Annotated in this window: 22 protein-coding genes; 9 read left to right on the top strand and 13 right to left on the bottom strand. The window is 46.7% G+C overall.

Annotated features, from left to right (window positions below; translation table 11 throughout):
* Positions 1-4: 4 nt before the first annotated feature.
* From OH458_RS13695 to OH458_RS13675, 5 genes are all read right to left on the bottom strand, one after another.
* Positions 5-202 (bottom strand): twin-arginine translocation signal domain-containing protein, encoded by a 198-nt coding sequence (locus OH458_RS13695; RefSeq protein WP_005475799.1) that lies wholly within the window; start codon positions 200-202, stop codon positions 5-7.
* Positions 203-263: 61 nt separating this feature from the next.
* Positions 264-899: a TorD/DmsD family molecular chaperone gene (locus OH458_RS13690; RefSeq protein ID WP_269978737.1), complete on the bottom strand. Its 636-nt coding sequence runs from the start codon at positions 897-899 to the stop codon at positions 264-266.
* A gap of 9 nt (positions 900-908) precedes the next feature.
* The gene (locus OH458_RS13685) at positions 909-2,570 is read right to left on the bottom strand and encodes a 4Fe-4S dicluster domain-containing protein (RefSeq protein ID WP_269978736.1); all 1,662 of its coding nucleotides are present in this window, start codon (positions 2,568-2,570) and stop codon (positions 909-911) included.
* Positions 2,571-2,760: 190 nt separating this feature from the next.
* Positions 2,761-3,306, bottom strand: coding sequence for a DUF3306 domain-containing protein (locus OH458_RS13680; protein WP_269978735.1), 546 nt, complete (start codon positions 3,304-3,306; stop codon positions 2,761-2,763).
* A complete protein-coding gene (locus OH458_RS13675; RefSeq protein ID WP_269978734.1) occupies positions 3,296-3,760 on the bottom strand; it encodes a DUF3305 domain-containing protein in 465 nt (154 codons plus the stop codon). Before OH458_RS13675 ends, OH458_RS13680 begins: the two co-directional genes overlap by 11 nt.
* Before the next feature lie 193 nt (positions 3,761-3,953).
* Between OH458_RS13675 and fdhD the strand changes: the two genes are divergently transcribed.
* Together fdhD and OH458_RS13665 are read left to right on the top strand one after the other, a co-directional pair.
* Positions 3,954-4,778 (top strand): formate dehydrogenase accessory sulfurtransferase FdhD, encoded by an 825-nt coding sequence (fdhD, locus tag OH458_RS13670; RefSeq protein WP_269978733.1) that lies wholly within the window; start codon positions 3,954-3,956, stop codon positions 4,776-4,778.
* A gap of 127 nt (positions 4,779-4,905) precedes the next feature.
* Positions 4,906-6,795 (top strand): methyl-accepting chemotaxis protein, encoded by a 1,890-nt coding sequence (locus tag OH458_RS13665; RefSeq protein ID WP_269978732.1) that lies wholly within the window; start codon positions 4,906-4,908, stop codon positions 6,793-6,795.
* Between the two features lie 79 nt (positions 6,796-6,874).
* Here the strand turns inward: OH458_RS13665 and OH458_RS13660 are convergent, their stop codons facing one another.
* The 3 genes from OH458_RS13660 to OH458_RS13650 form a co-directional block, all read right to left on the bottom strand.
* The gene (locus tag OH458_RS13660; RefSeq protein WP_269978731.1) at positions 6,875-8,467 is read right to left on the bottom strand and encodes an ABC-F family ATPase; all 1,593 of its coding nucleotides are present in this window, start codon (positions 8,465-8,467) and stop codon (positions 6,875-6,877) included.
* Between the two features lie 171 nt (positions 8,468-8,638).
* Positions 8,639-10,666 carry a sensor histidine kinase gene (locus OH458_RS13655; protein ID WP_269978730.1) on the bottom strand — a complete coding sequence of 676 codons (2,028 nt, stop codon included), beginning with the start codon at positions 10,664-10,666 and terminating at the stop codon, positions 8,639-8,641.
* Positions 10,656-12,101: a sigma-54-dependent transcriptional regulator gene (locus OH458_RS13650; RefSeq protein ID WP_038134599.1), complete on the bottom strand. Its 1,446-nt coding sequence runs from the start codon at positions 12,099-12,101 to the stop codon at positions 10,656-10,658. The genes OH458_RS13655 and OH458_RS13650 overlap by 11 nt, the downstream gene beginning before the upstream one ends.
* A gap of 260 nt (positions 12,102-12,361) precedes the next feature.
* Here OH458_RS13650 and OH458_RS13645 point away from each other — a divergent pair, with 260 nt between their 5' ends.
* From OH458_RS13645 to OH458_RS13620, 6 genes are read left to right on the top strand one after another with little or no spacing between them, the layout of a single operon-like run.
* Positions 12,362-13,180, top strand: a complete 819-nt coding sequence (locus OH458_RS13645; RefSeq protein ID WP_038134597.1) for a substrate-binding domain-containing protein — start codon at positions 12,362-12,364, stop codon at positions 13,178-13,180.
* Positions 13,181-13,185: 5 nt separating this feature from the next.
* On the top strand, positions 13,186-13,884 hold the full coding sequence (locus tag OH458_RS13640) for an ABC transporter permease (RefSeq protein ID WP_038186927.1): 699 nt from the start codon (positions 13,186-13,188) through the stop codon (positions 13,882-13,884).
* Between the two features lie 9 nt (positions 13,885-13,893).
* Positions 13,894-14,610 (top strand): energy-coupling factor ABC transporter ATP-binding protein, encoded by a 717-nt coding sequence (locus tag OH458_RS13635; RefSeq protein WP_005475784.1) that lies wholly within the window; start codon positions 13,894-13,896, stop codon positions 14,608-14,610.
* Complete coding sequence (gene mobA, locus OH458_RS13630) at positions 14,588-15,175, top strand: molybdenum cofactor guanylyltransferase MobA (protein WP_269978729.1); 588 nt, start codon at positions 14,588-14,590, stop codon at positions 15,173-15,175. The genes OH458_RS13635 and mobA overlap by 23 nt, the downstream gene beginning before the upstream one ends.
* Complete coding sequence (locus OH458_RS13625) at positions 15,172-16,950, top strand: bifunctional molybdopterin-guanine dinucleotide biosynthesis adaptor protein MobB/molybdopterin molybdotransferase MoeA (RefSeq protein ID WP_269978728.1); 1,779 nt, start codon at positions 15,172-15,174, stop codon at positions 16,948-16,950. Before mobA ends, OH458_RS13625 begins: the two co-directional genes overlap by 4 nt.
* A 60-nt stretch (positions 16,951-17,010) precedes the next feature.
* Complete coding sequence (locus tag OH458_RS13620; protein WP_005475809.1) at positions 17,011-17,277, top strand: DUF2960 family protein; 267 nt, start codon at positions 17,011-17,013, stop codon at positions 17,275-17,277.
* Between the two features lie 38 nt (positions 17,278-17,315).
* On the opposite strand, the gene OH458_RS13615 is transcribed toward OH458_RS13620, so the two are convergent.
* The 4 genes from OH458_RS13615 to OH458_RS13600 form a co-directional block, all read right to left on the bottom strand.
* Positions 17,316-17,774 carry a GNAT family N-acetyltransferase gene (locus tag OH458_RS13615; RefSeq protein ID WP_269978727.1) on the bottom strand — a complete coding sequence of 153 codons (459 nt, stop codon included), beginning with the start codon at positions 17,772-17,774 and terminating at the stop codon, positions 17,316-17,318.
* A gap of 32 nt (positions 17,775-17,806) precedes the next feature.
* Complete coding sequence (locus OH458_RS13610) at positions 17,807-18,280, bottom strand: GNAT family N-acetyltransferase (protein WP_269978726.1); 474 nt, start codon at positions 18,278-18,280, stop codon at positions 17,807-17,809.
* A gap of 71 nt (positions 18,281-18,351) precedes the next feature.
* A complete protein-coding gene (gene nagK, locus OH458_RS13605; RefSeq protein WP_269978725.1) occupies positions 18,352-19,260 on the bottom strand; it encodes an N-acetylglucosamine kinase in 909 nt (302 codons plus the stop codon).
* Positions 19,261-19,404: 144 nt separating this feature from the next.
* Positions 19,405-20,145 (bottom strand): tRNA-uridine aminocarboxypropyltransferase, encoded by a 741-nt coding sequence (locus OH458_RS13600; protein ID WP_269978724.1) that lies wholly within the window; start codon positions 20,143-20,145, stop codon positions 19,405-19,407.
* 81 nt (positions 20,146-20,226) lie between these two features.
* Between OH458_RS13600 and OH458_RS13595 the strand changes: the two genes are divergently transcribed.
* On the top strand, positions 20,227-21,015 hold the full coding sequence (locus OH458_RS13595) for a sterol desaturase family protein (RefSeq protein WP_269978723.1): 789 nt from the start codon (positions 20,227-20,229) through the stop codon (positions 21,013-21,015).
* A gap of 6 nt (positions 21,016-21,021) precedes the next feature.
* Here the strand turns inward: OH458_RS13595 and OH458_RS13590 are convergent, their stop codons facing one another.
* Positions 21,022-23,052, bottom strand: coding sequence for a methyl-accepting chemotaxis protein (locus OH458_RS13590; protein ID WP_269978722.1), 2,031 nt, complete (start codon positions 23,050-23,052; stop codon positions 21,022-21,024).
* Positions 23,053-23,126: the final 74 nt, after the last annotated feature.

The raw sequence follows: 23,126 nt of genomic DNA, 5'->3' as shown, positions 1-23,126 counted from the left end.
GCTCCTATAGGGTTTCGTAATAATCACGGATATGTTGCGTTTCGCGATAACCTGTCTTCTTTGACTCTTTATCCACTGCGACCGTCTCCGATGCGTTTGCCACAGTTGCGGTACCTGTAACAACGGCACCTGCAACGGCAGCTGTGGTCAAGCCTTTAAGAAGATCCCTACGGCTTGTGTTTATTTCTTTATTATCTTTCATTTTGCTTCCTTACCTTTACGGTACTTGGAGACTCAGCGTCTCTCTTATCGACGCGAACTCGTTACTGCTGAGCTTGGTCGTACTCAGTGACGTTTTTCACATCAATTTTTAATTGTGTTTTGCTGCTTTTCGTTTTCTCGCTAAAGCGCACCTGCTCTAGTGAAAGGAATGCATTGAGCAATGCGGCAACGTTCAGATAAAAGTCAGCGCTCTTTGCCTCACTAATTTGATTAACGAGTGAGCCAAACCAAGGTGCCATGTGCTTATTGAAAAACGCTTGCTGAAGCGCTTCATCCTCTTGAGTGATCATCGCCATCACTTCACACAATGCCGCAATATGGTCTTCTGGCTCTTTCACCTGCTCTTCGCGTTCAAACCCCATCTGATCAAGATCGTTACGGATCTCAGCCAGTGGTTTTTCCATTAAAGAACCTGTGCGATGCCAAGAAGCAAATGGCACAACTTCTCCACGGCCAATGCCGATAAACAGCTCTTGGTATTCGTCTTCCAGTGCACCAATGTTTGCTTTGGCAGCCGCAGTAGAAATGCCCTGCCACGCTTTTTGCATGTCACTTTGTTCTGATTCCGCCTCGAGTTGAGAAAGGAACGCTAGCATCTCTATTGAAGGCGAATTGCGCAGCAGTGCTGAAAGCAACAAGTAAATCTCTGTACGTAATGTTTGTTGTTCGATACTCACACACCGCTCCTAGTATTTGAGTTGTTGCATCGGGTCTTGAGCCATTGACTCAAACATGTCTACCACTCGGCAGTCTTCACACATGGCGATACGGTTGATCGCCGCTTCATCAGAGAAATGAGAATGACCGCGTAACTTATCTTGTAGCATGTCAATCATTGATTGCGGCGCGAACGGTTTATGGCAGCGAATACATTCCGCCGCTTTCTCTTCATGCAGCACCACCGCATTCTGACGCGTTTGACTGTCCCAGTTCATTCTAGGCGTCAAACTAAGCGCATTCTCAGGGCACGCTTTTTCACATAGCCCACATTGAACACAGTCTTGTTCAACAAATTGAAGAGATGGCGAGGTGCCATCCGTGTGAAGTGCGCGTGTCGGACAAACCGCTACACAGCTCATACATAAAGTACAATCTTTGCTTTCGCATGAAACAGAACCAAATGGCGCGTTGGCTGGAAGACCCACGACATTTTCAACAGGGATACGCGCTTTAGCGAGCGCATCAAGCGCCGTAAATAGACGAGCGCGTTTATTGCCTTCAAGATCGCCCAGCGCTAAATCAAACGAATCCGTGCAAAGTGTTGGTTGACCTTCGCGTAGAGATTCCAAATACAAAATATCGATAGTCTCTTTCGCGATCCCAAGCTGACTTAATAACTCTTGAGCAATAGAGACTTCATTATTGAGCACTCGAATGATGGTTGGTGGCATAAAGCGACTTGCCGCAAAAAGAACCTGTGTGGCCCCGTTCACCAATGCCGCTAACCAACTGTCTATTCCCACGGAAGGCAGCTCTTCTACAACAATAGGAACAACGTTATCTGGGAGGGCTTTCAATGCCATGACATTGTATTGTTCATGACGAGAACTGCAGATTAGGACAATGGGGTCGACACCACCGGCTTGTTCGTAGTTTGCCAATGTGCGCTCAACGAATTTCTGCGTCTCTTGCGGATTCGGCAGCGCATAGTGAATCGCTTCTGTCGGGCAAGCAGTCGCACATGTGCCTACGCCTTGACACAAATACGGGTTAATCTCGATACGGTGACCCGTCTTATCTGAACCTTCACTCGATAACGCCCCCGCAGGACAAGCGTCGACACAGCGCTCACATCCTTTAACACCGCGTGAACTGTGTGCACACAAATCAGTATCTAGGCGAAAATACTTAGGCTTATCAAAGGTGCCCATCAAGGTTGGAATCTCTTCTAACGCTTCCGCCAATTTTGGATAGCCGCGTCCAACTGGGTAATAACCAGGAACCGGCACTTCCTCTTTCATGCAGCTTTCAAGACACAGATCGAGCACGATATCAAAGCAGTCATGGTTGATAGCAACTTTCGCAAGATTGCTCGAAGTGCCTTTGTTTTCGATAACAACCTCAAACGTACCGAGAAAGCCGGAGACTTGAACGCTGTTTGCAAAGTAAAGATTAGCGTGTTGACCCATTTCCCCGTCAGTGGAGAGAAGTGTCAGGCTTTTCATTTGAGCCAGCTGCTCGGCCGCGCTTTCGATAATCGCCGTAGGGCCAACGATCAAAGTGTGGCCACCGCTTTCATAGCTGACTGTAGGTGGAATGAGATTCGTCAGTTCAACGGTATTTTCGAAAGCGTATAAACGTGCCTTTCCGTTGGTTGACGTTGATTCTTGTAGTAGTTGTTTAAGCATTGCTCACTTCCAGTTCTATTCCAGTAAGAACATGAATATTCACTCTGCTGAGTAATAGCAATTGCTGTACCAACTTTTTAATACAAATTTATCAATAACTTAGGAGAAAGTGCAGTGAGATAACGAGAAATGAAAAGCGGGCGAGACAAAATGTCCCATCCGCTTTAGTTAGTATTTAGTCAAAATGTACCTATTGTTTGTGTGGTATATTTTGTCCCACCAGTTCACTGCCATCATCTAAAGTCGAATCTTCGCCTTCTATGTTAATGGCGTTTTGTGAATCCGCAGCCAATTTGGCATCGGCTGGCTCAGTCGAGGGTTCATGCTCACTAGCGGAAGAGTGTGCCTCCATGTCTTTATCTTCGCTTTCATCATTGACCCAATCTCTCAGTTTACTGGCGACCTCACTCGACAGTGACTTAACCGATTGATAATCATGATCATAGTCATTGAGGCGGTCTACTTCACTAAACTCACCTGATAAAAACAACTTCCGAAGTACGGCTTTCTTAACGCTACTCTCAACTTGTGACGCAAGCAGTGTCGCCACGCTCTGATCATCACTTCCATCAGAAAGATTTTGAGCGTCATCCGTTGGAGTCTCATGCGGCTTTTCGACGTGGCTTTCAGCCTCACTGATTCGCGCTGATTCGTTGGTTTGAACGCTTTCTTCTGCCTTATCGGAACCGACATCCAGTTTGCGTTGAGACCAACGACTTAGAAAATTAGTTGCCACTAGCGCGCCCTGCTCCCTTACGTTTCTTTCTTCTTTGCTCGAGCAGTTCACCATGTCGGCCAATATAGGCTTCCATCCATGCTTGTACCGGAAGTGGCATCTCTTTAGAAAGGACGAGATAATCTCCATCCATATATTGCCCAGCAACGCTTTGAGAAGCTGTCAGCGCGACGATATTAGGCTCGTCGTCATTATCAACCGAATCAAGTACAAGAAAGAGTTTAGGCTGCTGGGAACTGAGATTGAAACGATAGTCGGTTCTCTCGTCTCGATGAAGCTGAAGAAGCGCAACGTTTTGGCTAGCGTCATTAGGTGCGAGTTCAAAACCCGATAGCTGCCATTGAGTGGTTACCCAGATACCTGTAGAGATCTCATGAGAAATAAGCTCACATTGTATCGGCCATAACTCTTCTGTTTTTGTTAATGTGGCTTGAGTCGACGGTTGTTTTGACATTGTTTACCTACCCCGAGTTGTTGTTACTTTTGTCATAAGCAATATTTGTACCTACGCTGATTGAAAATGTAGTTCGATATCTTGTGGTAAGGTAATGGACAAGTTCAAAAACACGACACAGACAAACTTGGGAATGTTATTTGCAAGTAAGCTGTTTCAATAATAATAACCAACGTTATCAATAGGACCTCATGTGGTGAAAGCGAACATTATTAAAACCAGTGAAAATCCCCTACAAACCATCGAAGTAGAAGTGTTCGACGAGTATGGCGAAAAGCTTACCAAGCAAATTGCCTGTGAACGTCCTTTGACTGTGATGCTCAACTGGAAAGAAGTGGTCACGCTCATGACGTTGGGCTCTAGACCTGAATCGCTCGTCCTTGGCTATCTTAAGAACCAGAGCTTTATCTCTGATCCTGATGCGTTAGAGTCAGTGATTATTGATTGGGAAACGCACACAGCCGCGGTTGTAACGAAAGAAGATACAAAAGAAGTAGAGGGCGCACTTAAAAAGAAAACCGTCACCTCTGGCTGCGGTCAAGGGACCATGTATGGCAACGTCATGAAGCAACTTGAAAACTACCAAGTGCCGCAAATCAAAATCAAGCAATCCGATATCTACTCCGCGCTTGAGGTGTTAACCCACTACAACGATACCTACAAAAAAGCTGGCGCTGTACACGGTTGCGCGGTATGCAAAACTGATGAAGTTCTGTCATTTGTCGAGGATGTTGGTCGTCACAATGCCGTTGATACACTCGCAGGCGAAATGTGGCTCAATCAAGAGATTGGTGACGACAAAATCTTCTACACCACAGGAAGACTCACCTCAGAAATGGTGATCAAAGTTGCCCAAATGGGTATTCCTGTTTTGCTCTCCCGCTCGGGTGTTACGCAAATGGGACTCGACTTGGCGAAAAAATTTGGCATTACTACCATTGCACGGGCAAAAGGTTTGAGGTTTCAAGTCTTTACCGGAGCAGAAAAGATAGAATTTGATGTAAAAGGAAATCAATAACCTTTGACCTAGCTTGCAAACCACCCCCTTTAAGCTATTAGTTGTATAACCACTGAAACAAAAATGTCACAAAAACTTCATCATCAGTGGTTGTGCAACGTCATTGGTCTAATAAGGGGAGGTGTCCATGGTTGGTACACCGAAACGTCAGGGCTTTACGCTCTCGCTGTCGATCAGAACAAAACTGGTCTTAATTAATCTAACTCTACTTTTAGGTGTTGTTGTCTACGCCTACTACGAACAAAAAAGTTTGGCTGACCTCGCCTCGCTGGAACGGGCAGCCAGTGACAACTTGAGTAGCTCTGTGGATTTGCTCATGCTTCGTCGACACGAGAAAGATTTTCTGGCTCGCAAAGACAGCAAATATGTCACTCGGTTTGACTCCACATTTGAACAACTATCTCGCCGTATCTCCGCTCTTCAAACGTCGCTAAACGAGCACCAACTCAACCTCAATCAACAAGGCGCACAAATCGTCTCCACGCTAAACCAGTATCAGCGTCAATTTCATCAATTGGCAGCGCAAGTCAATGAGCTTGATGCCCAAAATGGTCAGCAGAGTTTGTCTTTGCAAGTTGCAGGTGACCGAGAGCGCCTGAAAAAGACCGTGTCTACACATGAGGACTTTTTGCTTAAAGTTGCTTTGCTCGAACTCATTGAGTCTGATCTGAGTTATCTCGCCGCTCCGTCCAGAGAAAGCATTGAAATGGTCAACCAAGCAATGGCTCGTTTTGCTCAGTTTTCACTGATGCCGTCAGATGTTTTTAATGCGTTTGAACAGTACAAAGAAAACTTATTAACCCATATCGACCAGACCGTGGTATTGGGTTTGAGCGCGAATGAAGGGTTGCGAGGAGCGCTGAGAGATAACGTCCATACGACAGAGGATGCGATTGCAGGTCTCCAATCTGAAATCAACGCAGCGATTGTCACCAAAAGCGAGGCAATTAAAAGCCAACTTCATTCGATTGGCTTAGGGCTCGTTGTGTTGTTGTCCACACTCCTGTTTTTAATCGGCCGAAGCATTCTGAGCAGAATTAAAGCGATCAATACACTCATGATGCAAATCGCGAGCGGTAACGGTGATTTAACCGTGAGAATGAATGCGAAAGGCAATGATGAACTGGCGAGTCTGGCCAATTCGTTTGACCTGTTTATTGCCAGCCTTCACGGCCACATCAAAGATCTAGCAGGTGTGATGAGTGTTCTTAGCGAAAGTTCGTGTAGCTCCGAACATGCCGCGATTCAAAGCATGAAGAATGCGGAGCAGCAAAAACTGGAATCAGAATCGGTAGCCACGGCGGTTAATGAGCTGGTCATGACCACCAACGAGATTACCGCCAACATTGAATCAGCTGCGCAAAATGCTGAGCGTGTAAAAAGTGAAGCGCAAAACGCCCTCGATATGACTCATAATACTGGTGATCGAATTGATGAATTAGCAGAAAGCATTGAGCAGTCGCAAGCGCAAATCATGGCGCTTGAAGAACAAAGTAGAGAGATTAATCAGGTCGTCTCGACCATTCAAAGCATCGCAGAACAGACTAATTTACTTGCGCTAAACGCCGCAATTGAAGCTGCCCGCGCCGGTGAAAGTGGACGAGGCTTTGCTGTGGTCGCAGATGAAGTTCGCCAATTGTCGGTGATGACCAACGATTCGACCCACCAGATTGAATCAACCATCCAAGGATTAACCAATGGTATCTCGCAAACGGTGTCGAAAATGGCGTCCAGCGCTGAGCAAGCAAGAACCACCAACACCCATACTCATCAAGTGGTGACGGCGATTGAGAGTATCAGCACTCAAATCAGTGAAATGTTTGATATGAATACGCAAATCGCAACTGCCTCTGAAGAGCAGTCCGCTGTCTCTGCGGAAATCGATCGCAATATCACAGAGATTGCTCACCTTGCGGGCAACACCTATCAAATTGTCTCTAGTTCTGTGAAATGCAGTGAACAGGTATCAGGCGTTAGCCACAAACTCGAAGGGATTGTCGCACAGTTTAAATATTAGAAAACAGGTCTGTTTGATAGAAAGTCAGATACAAAAAGAGCCTCAATAGTGAGGCTCTTTTAACCATCTTTTCAAACAATTAGCCGTCAATACCACGCGCTTTAAGGAACTCTGCGTAAGTACCGCGGAAATCGTGAATCTGACCATCTTTGATCTCTAGGATACGGGTTGCCAGTGAGTCAACAAATACACGGTCATGAGAAACGAAGAACAGTGTGCCCTTGTATTGCTCAAGTGCGTTGTTAAGTGATTCGATAGATTCCATATCCATGTGGTTCGTAGGTTCGTCCATCAACAGCATGTTTGGCTTATGCATTTGCAGTTTACCTAGCAGCATACGACCTTGCTCACCACCCGATAGCACTTTTACAGACTTCTTGATGTCATCTTGCGAGAACAGCATGCGTCCAAGGAAGCTACGCAGAACTTGTTCGTCGTCGCCCTCTTGACGCCATTGGCCCATCCAATCCATCAAGTTCATGTCTTCTTCAAAGTCATGCGCATGATCTTGAGCGTAGTAGCCAATGTTCGAGTTTTCTGACCACTTGTATTCGCCTGTGCGTGGCTCGAGTACGCCCGCCAGTGTATTAAGCAGCGTTGTTTTACCCACGCCGTTCTCACCAATGATGGCAACACGTTCACCCACTTCAAAAATCGCATCAAAATTGCTGAACAGATCGTCTTCAAAACCTTGGCTTAGGTTCTCAACGATCAGAGCGTTGCGGAATAGCTCTTTAGATTGCTCAAAACGAATGAACGGGTTTTGACGGCTTGATGCCTTAACTTCATCCAATTGAATCTTATCAATCTGTTTAGCACGGGACGTCGCTTGCTTCGCTTTTGAAGCGTTTGCCGAGAAACGCGCCACGAAAGTTTGCAGCTCTGCAATTTGCGCCTTCTTCTTCGCGTTGTCCGACAATAGACGTTCACGAGCTTGAGTCGCTGCCGTCATGTACTCATCGTAGTTACCGTGGTAAATACGCAGTTCACCGTAATCCAAATCGGCCATGTGCGTACACACAGAGTTTAGGAAGTGGCGGTCGTGCGAGATGATGATCATTGTGCAGTTACGCTGGTTAAGTGTTTCTTCTAGCCAGCGAATGGTGTCCATATCCAAGTTGTTGGTTGGTTCGTCAAGCAGCATGATGTGCGGGTCAGCGAAAAGAACCTGTGCAAGAAGAACACGAAGTTTCCAACCTGGCGCAACCTCGCTCATCAGACCGTAATGTTGCTCTTCTGGGATACCCACCGCTAGCAAAAGCTCGCCGGCTTTCGCGTCCGCCATGTAGCCATCCATCTCTGCGAACTGAACTTCAAGATCCGCAACCAGCATGCCTTCTTCTTCTGTCATTTCTGGCAGAGAGTAAATGCGGTCACGCTCTTTCTTCACTTCCCAAAGCTCTTTGTAGCCCATAATCACCGTATCGATGACAGTGAATTCTTCGTATGCGAACTGATCCTGATTAAGCTTTGCAACGCGCTCATTTGGGTCATAGCTTACGTTACCACCTGTTGGCTCAAGCTCACCGCTTAGGATCTTCATAAAGGTTGATTTACCACAACCATTTGCACCAATAAGACCGTAGCGGTTACCTTCACCGAATTTTACCGAAATATTCTCAAACAGCGGCTTAGCACCAAATTGCTGCGTAATGTTATTAGTGGAAATCAATGTGTTTACCTTTAAATGATGAAAAACCGCGCCACACTACTGTTTACCGCGAATAACTTCAAGTGTTGTTTTAACTTTGTTTCCTGACAGGCAAAGTGTGATTTAGGTTCACTTTCCCCAAAGCAAGATGTCAGATAGAAGAAGCGGAGCACTTTGGCTCCGCGTTAGATGTCATAGGTTGGTGATTTTAAAGTCGGTTTCCGCTCGTTGAGGGAGATAGATACTAAAGGTTGTCCCCTTGCCCCATTGTGACTCCACCTTAAGCTCCCCACCCGTTTGACTAAGAATACTCTGGGAGACAGACAGCCCAAGCCCAGTGCCTTCACGTTTGGTGGTATAGAAAGGTGAGAAAATGCGTTTCAGATTTTCAGGCTTAATTCCGCATCCTTGATCCGTTACGTGGATGATAGCGCCAACACAACGATCGCCTTCCAACCAATCCTCGGTGGTTATCGTCAGTTTGCCCTTTCCATCCATTGCATGGATGCCGTTCATTTGCAAATTGACCAAGATCTGCAACAGTTGGTGACGATTCACCTCGACAGAGCTTTTGGCATTGAGCTTAGTAACAAACTCAACATCGCGTTTCTTGGTGCCCGTTTTCACCAACGTAATGCTCTCATCGATAACGGGATTGACATGCTGCCAAGTAATTTCGTCTTGCACGCCACCTTGACGGCTGTATTGAAGCAAACTGCGTGTGATATTACGAATGCGGTCAATTTGCGCGTGGATTGCGTCTATCTCTTCTTTTACTCTCTCGGCATCATCACCAAGTTCAAATTGAATCAACTCCACGTTGCCCAGTATTACCGCGCTTGGGTTGTTGATCTCATGCGCGATCCCAGCAGTCAGCTCACCAAGTGCGGCAAGTTTTTCGTTCACAACCAACTTATCGCGAGTTTGATTCAGCAGTTGAATATGAAGTTCAAGATCTTCGGTTTTTTCCATCAAGCTAGCGGTACGCTCTTCTACCTTGGCTTCAAGTTCGATGGCCGCAGCTTTCAATTCGTTTTTCCGCTGTTTGAGCAAATCAAGCATGTTGTCAAATTGGCGAGCAAGTTGGGCGAGTTCATGGTTTTCGTCTAAACCCAAGGTGCCAATTCGGGTCTCTTTACCCATTTGAATCATTTTGACTACGCGATGAATATGCTCAATTGGGTTGAACAAATCTCGTGAACCGCGGTAAACAATCAGGCCAGACACCAACAGCAACAGCAATGTCGTTACCGAGATTTCAGCGATGTTGGTCATGTACGCTTTGACAAACGGCCACAGCAAATAACCGGTGTAGAGCATTCCGATAACATTGTCATATTGGTCGCGTATCGGTTGGTATGCGGTGATGTACCAAGCATCATACACAAATGCGCGGTTGACCCACTCTCTCCCTTCGTGCAATACGGCGCGATTGACCTCTGAAGAAACGCGCGTACCAATGGCGCGTCCGACTCGATCACTGCTATCCAGAGGCACATTGGTACTGACACGGAGATCATCAAGAAAGACGGTTAACGTCCCTACAGGTCTCAAGCTGTCATGTTTAGACGGATAGATAAGATCGCGGATTTGATCGACCAACACCGTGCTGTTGTTGAGCAGCAGTCCCCCGTCTAAAAAACCGATGATATTGTTTTTTTGATCATAGATAGGGACGACAGTGCGACTCACCAGCCCGCGTTTTTCAAGTTTTTGGCTGTTTAAAATCGGAATTTGCGCCCGTTTAACGAGTTCTTTATCAAGTTCATCCAGCTCATGCTCGTCTAACACATCAAAAAAAGACTCTTTGAGCGTTAAATCTAGGAAGCGAAACTTGTCTTCTGGTCTCTCTACTCGATGAAAACGGAGGAAATCGAGGTTGTAGCGATGCTTTTGCTCTGAAACCCAGCCGCTAAAGTCATCAAACTCGCTTTGATTGTTGATCGCGTAAACAAAATCGAACGATTCAGAAAACGCCTTAACGTGATTGGCTTGCTTCTCTTGAATTAACTCGATGCTGTTATCCGCAACGCCCAAGCGCTCAGAAACATCAAGCAGCGCGCTTTGCCATGTGTAATGAATCGACCAATAGATGGTGATCCCTATCAAGGCAACCAAGGTCAAAAATATCGGTGCAGACGTCAGAATCATCAGACGATAGCGCACCATGGTTTTGAAGCGATAGCGCCACTTTGTCCACAAGTTGCCGTTATTCGGCATAATTAGACTCCTCCGCATCCCACTCTTTGTATTTGCGCTCTAGTGTCTTGCGCGCTACGCCAAGTTCTCTTGCGGCGGCCGATTTGTTGCCGTCATGCAAGTCAACTAATTGCTGGATATGCGCTTTCTCGACTTCTTTCAGGGTCCAACTGCTCGGATAGCCTTGAACATCATTGGCTTGAGGTAGGTCAATCATTTCGCAGCCACTTGATACCGTCACAGAGACATTTTGCTGCGGTGGTACGCCATTCACTTCACGCCAGTAATGAGCAGGAGGCTTACCAAGTAAGATACATCGTTCAATCAAGTTTTTTAGCTCACGGATGTTACCGGGCCAGTCATAGTCATTCATGGCGATAATGTCTTCATGGGCCCACTTAGGATCGGTCACGCCTAACTCGGCAGACAGCATACGAGTGAAGAATGGTACCAACTCGATTAAGTCCGCTTTTCGGTCTCTCAGTGGAGCAACGTCAATCTTCAATACGTTGAGTCGGTAGAATAAGTCGCGACGAAAGTTTCCTTTATCGACTTCTTCTTGCAAGTTTCGGTTCGTCGCAGCAACCACACGAACATCAATGGTGATCTCTTTTTCGCTACCTACCGGACGAATAGTGCGTTGCTCTAATACGCGCAACAATGCCGACTGCATAGAGAGTGGCATTTCCCCGATTTCGTCTAAAAATAATGTGCCACCGCTGGCAACGCGGAACATGCCTTCACGGTTTTTCTTTGCTCCCGTAAACGCGCCGGAAGTATGGCCGAACAGTTCACTTTCTAGTAGCTCAGGAGCGATTGCCCCACAGTTAATGGGAACAAAAGGCCCTTTACGTTGGCTTGCTTCATGCACACCTCGCGCCACCAGCTCTTTGCCCGTTCCTGACTCACCTTCGATTAAAACAGAAGCTCGAGACGGAGCAAATTGACTGATCAATTGTTTAAGTTGTTTGGTGCGCTCTGACCCACCAACGATTTCCGTTTTAATGTGACGCTTAAAGTCGTGGCTTAGCGCGTACTGGTGTCGCTCGGCCAAGCGTTTATCCATACAGCGCTGGACGGCTTGCAGCATTTGCTCAAGGTTAAACGGCTTCAAGATAAAGTCTGAAGCTCCCAATTTAAGCGCTGAAATCGCGGTTTCTAGATCGGCGTAGCCTGTCATAAAAATAACGTCAGCCTTGCGATCTTCATCCGTAAACGCCTCTTTCCATTCTATCCCCGAGCGCCCCGGCAAATTGATGTCCAATATGATCAAATCGTAATGATTGGCGACCCGCATTGTCTCAGCTTGTTCAATAGAGCCAGCGGTATCAACACGAGAAAACCATTTGCTCAGCGCCTTATTCAATATGGCCTGCATACCGGTTTCATCATCCACCACTAATACGGAAAAAGCCTGATATTGGGAGGTTTTATTGGGATCAAACGTTGGGGACATAATGACTCGTTCAATTAAATAGAGGTTGGGACAGAGTGTACCAAGGTTTAAGCCAAGGGAATAAACTAATCTGCGACATTTTGTCTCACATCAAATTTTGCATTGATAAATCATTGATATTTCGTGATTTATATCATCCCAATTATTGGCATTAAGATTGCTTTAAATGCGTGTCTATCGATAAAGTAGAGAGCGCTACGTTATCTCAACTTAGAAGATTATTTTGGCAAGTCAATACCATCACATGGAATGATAATATAATGAAAACAATGACTTTAACTCTTGCAACAGCGTCCTTGGCCCTCGTTAGCTATTCAGCGTCATCGGCAGATGAACAGCCTCACGTCCGTTTAGCGACCACTACAAGCACCTACCACTCAGGCTTACTCGACTACCTACTTCCTGAATTCGAAAAAGATACAGGCTACAAAGTCGACGTGATTGCAGCGGGCACCGGTAAATCCCTAAAAATGGGCGAAAACGGCGATGTGGATTTGGTGATGACTCACGCACCAAAAGCAGAAGCGAATTTTGTTGAAAAAGGTTACGGTGTCTTACCGCGTAAACTGATGTATAACGACTTCGTTATCGTTGGCCCAGAAAAAGATCCTGCGAAGATCGCTGAATCAGCAGACGTTGCTCAAGCATTCAAAAAGATCGCCAACATGAACATGACGTTTGTCTCACGCGGCGACGATTCTGGCACTCACAAAAAAGAGAAAGGCATTTGGCAGCAAAGCGAGATTGAACCAAACTTTGGCGGCTACCGCAGCGTGGGCCAAGGCATGGGGCCAACACTCAACATGGCGAATGAGATGCAAGGCTACACCATGACCGACCGCGGTACTTGGCTTGCGTACAACAATAAGCTCGATCTTAAAATTTTGTTCCAAGGTGACAAAAACCTATTCAACCCTTACCAAGTGATTTTGGTTAACCCTGAGCGCTACCCAACCATCAACTACCAAGGTGCGAAAGTATTCAGTGACTGGCTTGTAAACCCTAAAGGTCAGCAATTGATCAACGAGTTCAAGTTGAGCGGTAAGCAGTTGTTTGTCGCGAACGCGAACGAGAAATAGCCTCTATGAGCCTTTGGCAAACTACCCTTGATGCCCTTGCCTTATTGGTGAGTTTGGATCGAGAACTATGGGAGATCGTTGCGGTCTCCTTTAGTGTTTCTCTGACTGCGATTTCTTTGGTGCTTTTACCTGCTATCCTGTTCTCCTTTATTCTGGCGTATACAGAATTTCGCGGGAAATGGTTATTCTTATCGCTGGTCAATACTCTGCAAGCCATACCGACTGTGGTGATTGGTCTGCTGCTTTATATCCTGCTCTCCCGCTCAGGCCCTATGGGAGATTGGCAAATGCTCTTCACTCAAAAGGCGATGATCGTTGGCCAAATGCTGATTGGCTTTCCGGTTTTAGTCTCAATGATGCACGGCGCACTGCAATCGAGTGATCGCCGCGCCATTGAAACTGCGATTACCCTCGGCGCTTCACCAACCCGCATCGCCGCTACCATGATTTGGGAAACTCGATTTCCTTTGATGGCGGCAACCATTGCAGCTTTTTCGAGAATTGTGACCGAAGTGGGCTGCTCAACCATGGTCGGAGGCAATATCATGGGACTCACCCGCAACATTCCGACCGCCATCGCGATGGAAAGCCACAAAGGCGCATTTGCTCAAGGTGTTGCGCTAGGTATGGTGTTACTAGCACTGGCGCTCGCGTTAAACTTCGCTCTTACCTCGATGCGTGGTAAAGGGTACCTAAGAACATAAGGACGCTGTATGACAATAAAAATCAATGCGCAGCAACTGTCCATGCGATACAAAGAGCGTGTGCTTTTTCATATCCCTCATCTTTCTATCGGCCCCAATGACGCGATCTACTTAAAAGGTGATAATGGCGTAGGCAAGACCACCCTACTGAAGATTTTGTCTGGTTTGATTAAGCCAACCACAGGCTCGGTCAACGCGCCCAATGATCATTGGATTCACCGATTGTTTAGCCGTACCGGTCGTAAAGATGTTATCTATCTCCATCAATCTCCCTACCTTTTTGATGGCACTGTTTACCAAAACGTCGCTTACGGCATTCGATTTCACAAAGAGTCGCAAAAAGATAAGCGAGCTCAAGTCATCACCGCATTGAGAATGGTAGGCTTGGAAACACTCGCAGATGAACACATCTCGGTGTTGTCTGGCGGTGAAAAACAGCGTGTGGCAATGGCGCGAGCTTGGATCCTCAAACCCTCAATCCTTTTAATGGATGAGCCCAGTGCGTCATTGGATCAAGAGTCGATCGAACGCTTGGTTGTGATGGCAAAAGACTTGCTTCAACGAGGGTCAAGTATCGTGATCACCAGCCACCAAAAGAACGCGTTAACGGATTTATGTCGCAAGCAATGGTGGATAAAAGACACAACTTTGATAGAGTCTCCGCTGTTACAAGTGATTACTGATGCAAAACAAGAGAACAGCTATGCTTCTTCCAACGCAAACTAGTTGGGTTATTTTGGCTGGTGGTCAAGCCAGCCGTATGGGCGGAAAAGACAAAGGTTTAATAGAGTTAAACCATAAACCGCTGATACAACATGTTATTGAGCGACTCTCTCCTCAAACTCCAAATATATTGATCAACGCCAATCGTAACCATGATGCCTACGCTCAGTTTGGACAGGTGTTTAGTGACCAATTTGCCCACTTTCCTGGCCCTATGGGTGGGATTCACGCTGGGCTGGTTCACGCAACAACCGACTGGGTAGGATTTGTGCCTTGTGACAGCCCACAAATCAACCACGATTTGGTTGAGCGCTTCTGTCACGCGGTAAACAAAGATACCGACATTCTGGTCGCTCACGACGGTGAGTTTAAGCAACCTGTCTTCACGCTCTATCACAAACGTGTGCTCCCTAAGCTCACCGCATTTCTAGAACGCGGCGACAGAAAAATCATCTTGCTGTACAAAGAATGTAACACCGCTTACGTCGATTTTAGTGATTCTCCCGATTGCTTCGTTAACTTAAACACACCGGAAGAACTGGCTCAATTTGGAACGCTATCCGCATGATTAAATCTCTCCCAATTCCGATTCTTGGCTTTGCAGCCTACTCTGGCACGGGCAAGACAACTTTACTTGAAGCGCTACTGCCTAAATTGACTGATGCAGGTTTACGCATCGGCATGTTGAAGCATGCCCACCACAACTTTGACGTCGATAAGGAAGGCAAAGACAGCTACCGCTTACGAAAAGCTGGCGCATCACAAATGTTGATTTCCTCCCGAAACCGTTTCGCTCTCATGACCGAAACACCGGAGTCAGAGTCAGAGTTTGATTACCTGCTCAGCCGATTTGATACCGAAAAACTCGACATCATCCTTGTTGAGGGGTGCAAGAATATCGCCTTCCCTAAGATAGAGCTGCATCGTGAAGAAGTGGGAAAACCTTGGCTTTACCCGAACGATAGCAACATTATCGCCATTGCAGCCGATGAAGTGGTAGCAGATACATTACTGCCACAAATGTCGATCAACGACCTTGAAGCGATTGCCAAATTTGTAGTGGATTATGCTCGTGCTTCGAAGCAGCCTTCGGCAGCGAAAACCGAATCCGCATGTTGTGACACTCTATCTCCTGCGTTTCTTTCAGTAACACAAGGGCAAGAGAAGATCCTGTCACTGGTCGATGCCCTTACCGAGACTCAAACTTGCTCTATTGAACAAAGTTACGGCCGAGTATTGGCAAACGATGTTCAATCACCGGTCAACGTGCCTCAATACACTAACTCTGCGATGGATGGTTATGCAATTCGCGGCGACGATTTAGACCAAGCCCAATATCACGTGGTGGCGGAAGTCCTTGCAGGTCACGCTTATCCTCATGCTTTGGAAAAAGGCCAAGCGGTAAAAATCATGACGGGCGCACCAACTCCTGAGTTCGCGGACACGGTAGTAATGCGTGAGCAAGCGACCGAAATCGGTGACAATGTCACATTCAATGGTGCATCCATTAAGCGTGGGCAGAATGTTCGTCAAGCAGGGGAAGATTTACCACTCGGCGCCAATGTGTTTAATCAAGGCCAGCGCATCGCGTCAGCAGAGATGGGCATGATCGCCTCTCTCGGATTCGGTGAGTGCTCGGTCTTTCGTAAACTGAAAGTCGCCGTTTTCTCAACGGGTGATGAAGTGCAAGCGCCGGGAAGCAAGCAGCAAGAAAACACCATCTATGACTCAAACCGCTTCACGATTATGGGTCTATTAGAGAAGTTGGGCTGTGACATCATTGACTTTGGTATTTTAGAAGACAATGAAGCGTTAATGATCGACGCATTGGAAAAGGCAGCCGAGCAAGCAGACGTCGTGATTACCTCAGGCGGCGTCTCTGTTGGCGATGCAGATTACATCAAACTTGCGCTCGATAAGCTTGGGAAAATTGACTTTTGGCGTATCAACATGCGACCAGGACGCCCTCTCGCTTTTGGCCACATCAATCAAAAACCATTCTTCGGTCTGCCAGGAAACCCTGTTGCCGTTATGGTCTCATTCATCAACTTTGTTGAACCCGCACTTCGCAAAATGCAGGGCGAACACAATTGGACGCCGCTCAAGGTGAATGCGATGGCTTCTGAAAACCTTCGCTCTCGTCAAGGTCGCACAGAGTTTAGCCGAGGTATTTACCAACTTGACCACTCAGGCCAGCTAACCGTAAGAACCACTGGCAAACAAGGCTCAGGGATACTGCGTTCCATGAGTGAAGCCAACTGCTTAATTGAGATTTCTCCCTCCGTCGATACAGTGAAAGTCGGTGAAAGCGTGACAATCATCCCGCTTCAAGGCAGAATCTAGCCCCATGAACTTAAGGCCGCTTTGTCGGCCTTAAACTTTTTGACTATTTGAGAGATCTTTATGGCTCGTACCATCCTTTACACCTACAAAGGTGAAGACAAGACCCTGACCTTTTCTTATGAAAAGCACCGCAACATTCATGAAGCCGTCGCTGAAGCAGAAGGGATCGATATTTCTCAGTACCTAAAAATGGAACAGCAAATCGAGGCGGTTTCCGATACAAAAGCAGTACGAAACTACCGCGACAATCACTTCAGAAAACTCGGTTTTGAAAAGCTAACGCTGCAACAAAAAGAAAACCTTGGGGTCGGCAAGAAAACCAAGTAAGCGTTAACATGTTTGAAAGCAGAGCCGTACGCTCTGCTTTATAACGATTTTTCCATACGAAAGTTGATTAGAATCTGCCCCTCTTTTTCGTTGTGTTGCTCTTTCACAGCGACAAATCCAAAGCGCTCATAAAAGGGCCTCGCTGTGATACTCACATTTGAATAGAGCTGACGAATCCCCTTCTCTTTCGCCGTCTGATGAATCTTCTCCATTAATTCCGAGCCAACACCCACACCTTGATATTCGTAATGGCAAAAAAAGTGGTCGATCAGCCCATCGGTTTGAAGGTCGGAGTAACCAACGATCACGCCATCTCTGACACAAACAAAAGGTGACAGCGAATTCATCTTCTCAGCCCATAACTGCTGAGAGAGATCCTCTTTTGCCCAGACACGGACTTGATCGTCAGTGTAATCTCGAATGTTCACTTTTCGAATAGTATTGAAGTAGATTAGCCAAAGCTCGTAGGCATCGTCGGGGTGGTAGTTTCGTATCATTTCTCGTTCGTTCTTCTACTGTTTCGTTGAAGTTAAAGGGGTTTGCTCATATAGATCAGTTCCCAAGACTCCCCTTCAAACTCGCGGACTCCCTGTTCCCGTTTCACTTCACTAAACCCTAGCGTCTGATAGCAATTGATAGCTTTTGTGTTGCTAACAAACACGCACAAATCTAATTGGAGATAACCTCGCCCTTTGGCTACTTCAAACAGAGCCTGCATCATTTGCTGCGCAGTTCCTTTTCCCCGGTAGGGCTCAGCGACAAACACTCGACTTACGCGGGCGCATACTGTGCTTTGTTCAACAAGCTCAATGTAACCCGCAGGCGCAGCCTGATCATTAAGCAAAAACGCACTCACTTCAGGTTTGGCGGTATGAGTCAGGATCGCTTCTTGGGTGAGGGGATATTCAAAAGCGGGGCCACCCCACAAATAACTTAGTTTGGCAGAATCAATCCAATCAATAAGATACCGGACGTGGGAGGGTGAAAACGGTTCTAGCGTCATTGCGGCTTCCTTACTGCAATAAAAAAGAGCTTGCCAAAGCAAGCTCTCAAATTTAGTCATTTAAATCAAGACTATTTGATGTTTAGGAACGCTGCGCCACGTACACCGCCTGAATCGCCGTGCTTCGCTTTAACGATCTTAGGGCACTTAGCGACAGAGAGTAGATATTTAGGAATACGCTTAGGCATTTCTTCGTAGATCAGTTCGAAGTTGGATAGCCCGCCACCCAAAGCAACAACATGAGGATCATTCCCTGTGAAGATATTTGCAAAACAGATAGCCAATAGCTCCATGAAGCGTTCTACGTGCTCTACGGCTTTTTCTTCACCTTCCGCATGCGCTTTAATGATCTCGATAGCTTTCTTCTTCTCACCAAAGTAATGCTCGTAGATCAACTCAAAGCCGCGTCCAGAAAGGTAGCTGTCAAGGCAGCCTTTTTTGCCACAACCACAACCAAGCAGCGGCGCGTTGTCGCCCAAATGGAACCACGCATCAATAGGTAAACGCATATGACCCAGCTCTCCAGCTACGTTATTGCGACCTGAGAACACCTTACCTTCATAGATCAAACCGCCACCAAAACCGGTGCCTAAGATAAGACCCATAACGGATGGTGCGTCTTGAAGCTCTTCATCCCAAGCTTCGGATAACGCAAAACAGTTTGCGTCGTTTTCAATTTTAACGGTGCGACCGATTTTCGCTTCAAGATCAGCGCGCAGTGGCTTGCCTTTCGCAGCTGGCACGTTGACGGTAAGTACGGTTGCGTCGTCTGCATCTTCCATACCCGGTAAACCCAAGCCAATTTTGCCTTCGCAGCCAAATTCTTGGTCATACTTTTCAACCAAACCTGCAATGGTGTCGATCAGTAGTGCATAATCATCCGTCGGCGTTGGTACACGCTCTGTCGCTACACGCTCTAGTTTGTCATTAAATGCACCAAATTCAATTTTAGTGCCACCAACGTCAAAGCCGTAATACATTGGCTCTCTCCCATAAATACCAAAATATAAAATCAAAAACTGATTTATTATCCATATAGCTAAGCCTACAATCCGTGACCTATGACCGATTTAATTGCCAGCTCGTATTAAATGCGCAGACTATCGCCAACTAGGCCTCAACTTTTAGACAGGTTTCTCGTTTTCCCGCTCCTGCATGTAATGTTTCAACGCAAGACGGCGTTCATCGGTCTTCATTCGAGTTTTACTTAACAGGTAGCTTTCTCTAAAGGCGTCAAACCACTCAGCTAGAACTTTAGATGCATGCACTTCGCCTAGCTGCTTGAGTACGATGGTTGCAACTTCTGCTGTTGCCAAATGTTGTTCGTTGTCTGAGCGACGCATCAAATACTGCGACAGTGACTCTGGCTGAATCGACAGAACGGGCAATGAGTTGAGATAAGGCGATTTACGGAAAATACGCCGCGCTTCACGCCAACTGCCATCTAGAAAGATCAATAGCGGTTTTTTCTCACCACAGTACTCTCGGGGGTTAATCTCAATTAACCGAGTGCGCTCCTCAACATACTCGTCTGGGAAAATGATGATTGGCTGATACGCTTCGTTTGCCAGCAGCGCCAACATCTCTGCATCTGGTTCAGTTCGACTCCATTGATACGCATAGCCCTCTTCCACCGTATCTAAGATCAGTCGCCCTGTATTGCTTGGTTTAAAAACTTCGTTTTCAGACAGCAACAGCATCACTGCGACATCGGACTTTATCTTGGGTTGATGTTCGCAAATACAATATTGCTCTGACACCTGACAATATTGGCAGCGCTTAACCTTGCAGCCACGAGCATTGAACGGCTTGGTCGATTGCGCCAATCTGCGTTGATATAGATGGTGAAAAGCGTGGACTCTCATAGGTTTTTGGTAATAATGACAAAGGGTGCAAAGTGTACCCGTCAGGCTTCAAGTTGCAAGATAAAGTATGGAACTCATCCTATGCAAAACCCGGAAATGATTCGTTTGACTGTATTTCTCTCCGTACTAGCGGCCTGCGCTTTATGGGAGTGGTTGACGCCAAGAAAGGCACTGGCTCAGAACAAACTCTACCGTTGGGCAAACAATCTTGGGCTAATCGCATTTAACTCGATTTGTCTCAGCTTATTTATGCCTATTTTGGCCTTTGAAGCCGCAACGCAAGCAGCGCAACACCACTACGGTTTGTTCAACGCGCTGGAATTGCCTTGGGGCGTCGAACTTTTAGTGAGTGTAATCCTGCTCGATCTGGTGATATACCTTCAGCACCTGGTGTTTCATCGCGTTCCTTGGCTATGGCGCTTACACAGAATGCACCACGCCGATCAAGATATTGATGTCACCACTGGCACTCGGTTCCACCCTATCGAAATTTTGATGTCGATGTGGATTAAAGTCGCGTTTATCTTCATTCTGGGTGTTTCGCCAATCGCGATTGTGGTGTTTGAAATCGTGCTTAATGCCAGTGCGATGTTTAATCACAGTAATGCAAAGTTGCCCCTCAATATCGACCGATGGTTGCGCCGTGTGATTGTGACGCCAGATATGCACCGAGTGCACCATTCAGTCATTGTCAAAGAGACCCACTCTAATTTCGGCTTTTTCTTGTCTGTTTGGGATCAATGGTTCGGCACCTATCGCGCCCAGCCTGAGCTCGGGCATGACAAGGTTGAAATTGGTATTCCGCTATTTCAACGCCGTGAAGAGCAGCGGCTGGACAAGATGCTCACCCAGCCTTTTCGCCATCATTAATCTAGGCTAATCGAGTCGGTATTTGTGCAATTGCGTTTGCTGCTGACCAGCAATGTTGGAGACTTGCAGAGCGCTCTCAACCATGGATTCCAATTGAAGTTTGGTCTTCACGCCTTGGTCCGAAACAAGGGCCACCGCTTCGCTAACTTCAGCGGTCGCTCTTTTTTGCTCTTCGGTGGCGATGGTCACTTTCTCTACTCTAGAACGAATTTGGTTCACCGCGGTCTCAATATCTTCAAAGGCGACTTTAACTAAATCACTCGACTCTAGGGCGTGCGACATCTCTTGACGAGAATGATTCACTGCCGTTCGTGAGTGTTCTGCCGCTGCGACCAATTCATTCATTCGCTCACGAATGTTCGACGTTTGCTGCGAGGTATCGCTGGCGAGTTTTCTGACTTCGTCGGCAACCACAGCAAACCCTCGCCCTTGCTCCCCTGCTCTTGCTGCTTCAATCGCCGCATTCAACGCCAATAAGTTGGTATTTTCTGCTATCCCTGAAATCATATCGACCATCTCTCGAATCTGCTTAACGCGGCTATCGAGCTCCTCCATAGAGGCATCATTTAGGTTCAACGATGCTTCTAGCGATTTAAGTCGTTGCTGATTCTGCTCAATGGCCTGAACACCGTGGCTAGAATGCTGAGCCGCAACCTTTGACTCCGAATAAGACTCATTGGTTACTGTTGTGATTTCAGATATCGACTGTTCCAACTCTAAGAGTGTTTCTACCATACTGGCCAAAGATTGGTTCTGGATGGTTAAGCTTTGATTGGATGACTCTGCGGCGTCGTGACTGATCTCGGCCGTTTGGTATAAGGTTTCACAATTTCTTGTCACGCTAGCGATGGATGATCTGGTTGACTCCACAACGTCGTTAAGCTGAAGCGCGATCTCTTGCATCTCATACGGGCCGACCCGTTCTGCTTGTTGGGTAAGATCATGTTGAGTTAGGCGTGATAGGCTTTTAAGAATATTGCGTAATCCAAGGTTAACCCAACCTCTTAGCACCAGCCAAGAAACAACGATTAACACCACCAGCCCGACGCCGCTCACCAACACGATGAACGCGATGTAATCAATTGTAGTAGAAACGTCTTGCTGGCTTTTGTGGACTAGCTGCTCCGCTTGATTGGAGATCGCGTTGAGCAACAAAATTGTTTCGTTTGCCGATGTCACAACGTCACTATTGAGCGCTCTTTGTGTCTGCATCAGCTCGAGTTTTGCTAAGATTTGCTGCAGTACACCATCATCTTTGAAGCCCGAATTCACCATCTCATAAGGGGCGGTTAAGCTCGCAAACTCTTCCACTTCTGGATGCCACTGCGCAAAATCGTCGAACGCCAACTGGATGCCTGCGATGCGATTACGCATTTCTTTATATTCTGGCAATGCCTTGGCTAAATCGGTTTGCATCATCAATACCAAAAACGTGCTTTCCATAGAGCTGGCACTGGCGATAAAGCGGTTCGCTGCATCGGCTGATTCTGGGTTGTCTCCCGTTAAAAAAGAGCTAATACGATTCATTTCTGGACCAATTGAGCTAAGTCCGTAGCGAAACCCTGATACCTGTGAAGCGATCATTTCTTGCATCTGCAGCAGCCTACGCTGGGTATCAAGAATGCTATTTGTGTTGCTCCGCAGCAAATCAAGGTTTACTTCAAGCTGCTCAAGTTGTTCCGTTTCTATTGACTGAGAAAAGTCTCTTGAGGTGGCGACAACATCTTCGACATATCCCTGGCTTTCCTGCCCCAAATTAGTGATGGTTGACTCAATGTCACTAAGTTCACCAAGCGTCTCGACTTGCCGACTGTAACTGAGTTGTTTGACTTGCTCTAGGATAGACTGCGTAAGCTTGGCGTTAGTCATAGAGAGCGGTAATGCGTTATCCGAAAGAACAGTAAACTGTTCGCTGACTCGGTTTATCCCCTTGACGGTAGTGACAGAGAGGGTCACGACGAGTAGAGTGATGGTAATAAAAATTGCGCTAAGTGACTGAATAAGTGACAAGGATCGCTTGCCAGATGTCTGAGCCATGTAAGCCTAACCTAAAGTAATACGTAAGTTTATATGGCGAAATACTATTTAGCGGTCATTACAGAAAGATTTCA

It is taken from the genome of Vibrio sp. MarTm2, assembly GCF_027587055.1.
GTDB lineage: Bacteria > Pseudomonadota > Gammaproteobacteria > Enterobacterales > Vibrionaceae > Vibrio > Vibrio sinaloensis_D.
Note: the sequence above shows the minus strand (reverse complement) of the source record. Positions and strands in the feature narration are given on the sequence as shown.

What these genes read in the sequence shown, in the direction of transcription:
- OH458_RS13620 (WP_005475809.1), top strand. Translation starts at nt 17,011, where the DNA reads ATGGCTCGTACCATCCTTTACACCTACAAAGGTGAAGACAAGACCCTG.
- OH458_RS13695 (WP_005475799.1), bottom strand. Translation starts at nt 202, where the DNA reads ATGAAAGATAATAAAGAAATAAACACAAGCCGTAGGGATCTTCTTAAA.
- OH458_RS13650 (WP_038134599.1), bottom strand. Translation starts at nt 12,101, where the DNA reads ATGTCCCCAACGTTTGATCCCAATAAAACCTCCCAATATCAGGCTTTT.
- OH458_RS13590 (WP_269978722.1), bottom strand. Translation starts at nt 23,052, where the DNA reads ATGGCTCAGACATCTGGCAAGCGATCCTTGTCACTTATTCAGTCACTT.
- OH458_RS13640 (WP_038186927.1), top strand. Translation starts at nt 13,186, where the DNA reads ATGAGCCTTTGGCAAACTACCCTTGATGCCCTTGCCTTATTGGTGAGT.
- OH458_RS13685 (WP_269978736.1), bottom strand. Translation starts at nt 2,570, where the DNA reads ATGCTTAAACAACTACTACAAGAATCAACGTCAACCAACGGAAAGGCA.
- OH458_RS13600 (WP_269978724.1), bottom strand. Translation starts at nt 20,145, where the DNA reads ATGAGAGTCCACGCTTTTCACCATCTATATCAACGCAGATTGGCGCAA.
- OH458_RS13615 (WP_269978727.1), bottom strand. Translation starts at nt 17,774, where the DNA reads ATGATACGAAACTACCACCCCGACGATGCCTACGAGCTTTGGCTAATC.
- OH458_RS13655 (WP_269978730.1), bottom strand. Translation starts at nt 10,666, where the DNA reads ATGCCGAATAACGGCAACTTGTGGACAAAGTGGCGCTATCGCTTCAAA.
- OH458_RS13645 (WP_038134597.1), top strand. Translation starts at nt 12,362, where the DNA reads ATGAAAACAATGACTTTAACTCTTGCAACAGCGTCCTTGGCCCTCGTT.
- mobA (WP_269978729.1), top strand. Translation starts at nt 14,588, where the DNA reads ATGCTTCTTCCAACGCAAACTAGTTGGGTTATTTTGGCTGGTGGTCAA.
- nagK (WP_269978725.1), bottom strand. Translation starts at nt 19,260, where the DNA reads ATGTATTACGGCTTTGACGTTGGTGGCACTAAAATTGAATTTGGTGCA.
- OH458_RS13635 (WP_005475784.1), top strand. Translation starts at nt 13,894, where the DNA reads ATGACAATAAAAATCAATGCGCAGCAACTGTCCATGCGATACAAAGAG.
- OH458_RS13675 (WP_269978734.1), bottom strand. Translation starts at nt 3,760, where the DNA reads ATGTCAAAACAACCGTCGACTCAAGCCACATTAACAAAAACAGAAGAG.
- OH458_RS13665 (WP_269978732.1), top strand. Translation starts at nt 4,906, where the DNA reads ATGGTTGGTACACCGAAACGTCAGGGCTTTACGCTCTCGCTGTCGATC.
- OH458_RS13625 (WP_269978728.1), top strand. Translation starts at nt 15,172, where the DNA reads ATGATTAAATCTCTCCCAATTCCGATTCTTGGCTTTGCAGCCTACTCT.
- OH458_RS13610 (WP_269978726.1), bottom strand. Translation starts at nt 18,280, where the DNA reads ATGACGCTAGAACCGTTTTCACCCTCCCACGTCCGGTATCTTATTGAT.
- OH458_RS13595 (WP_269978723.1), top strand. Translation starts at nt 20,227, where the DNA reads ATGCAAAACCCGGAAATGATTCGTTTGACTGTATTTCTCTCCGTACTA.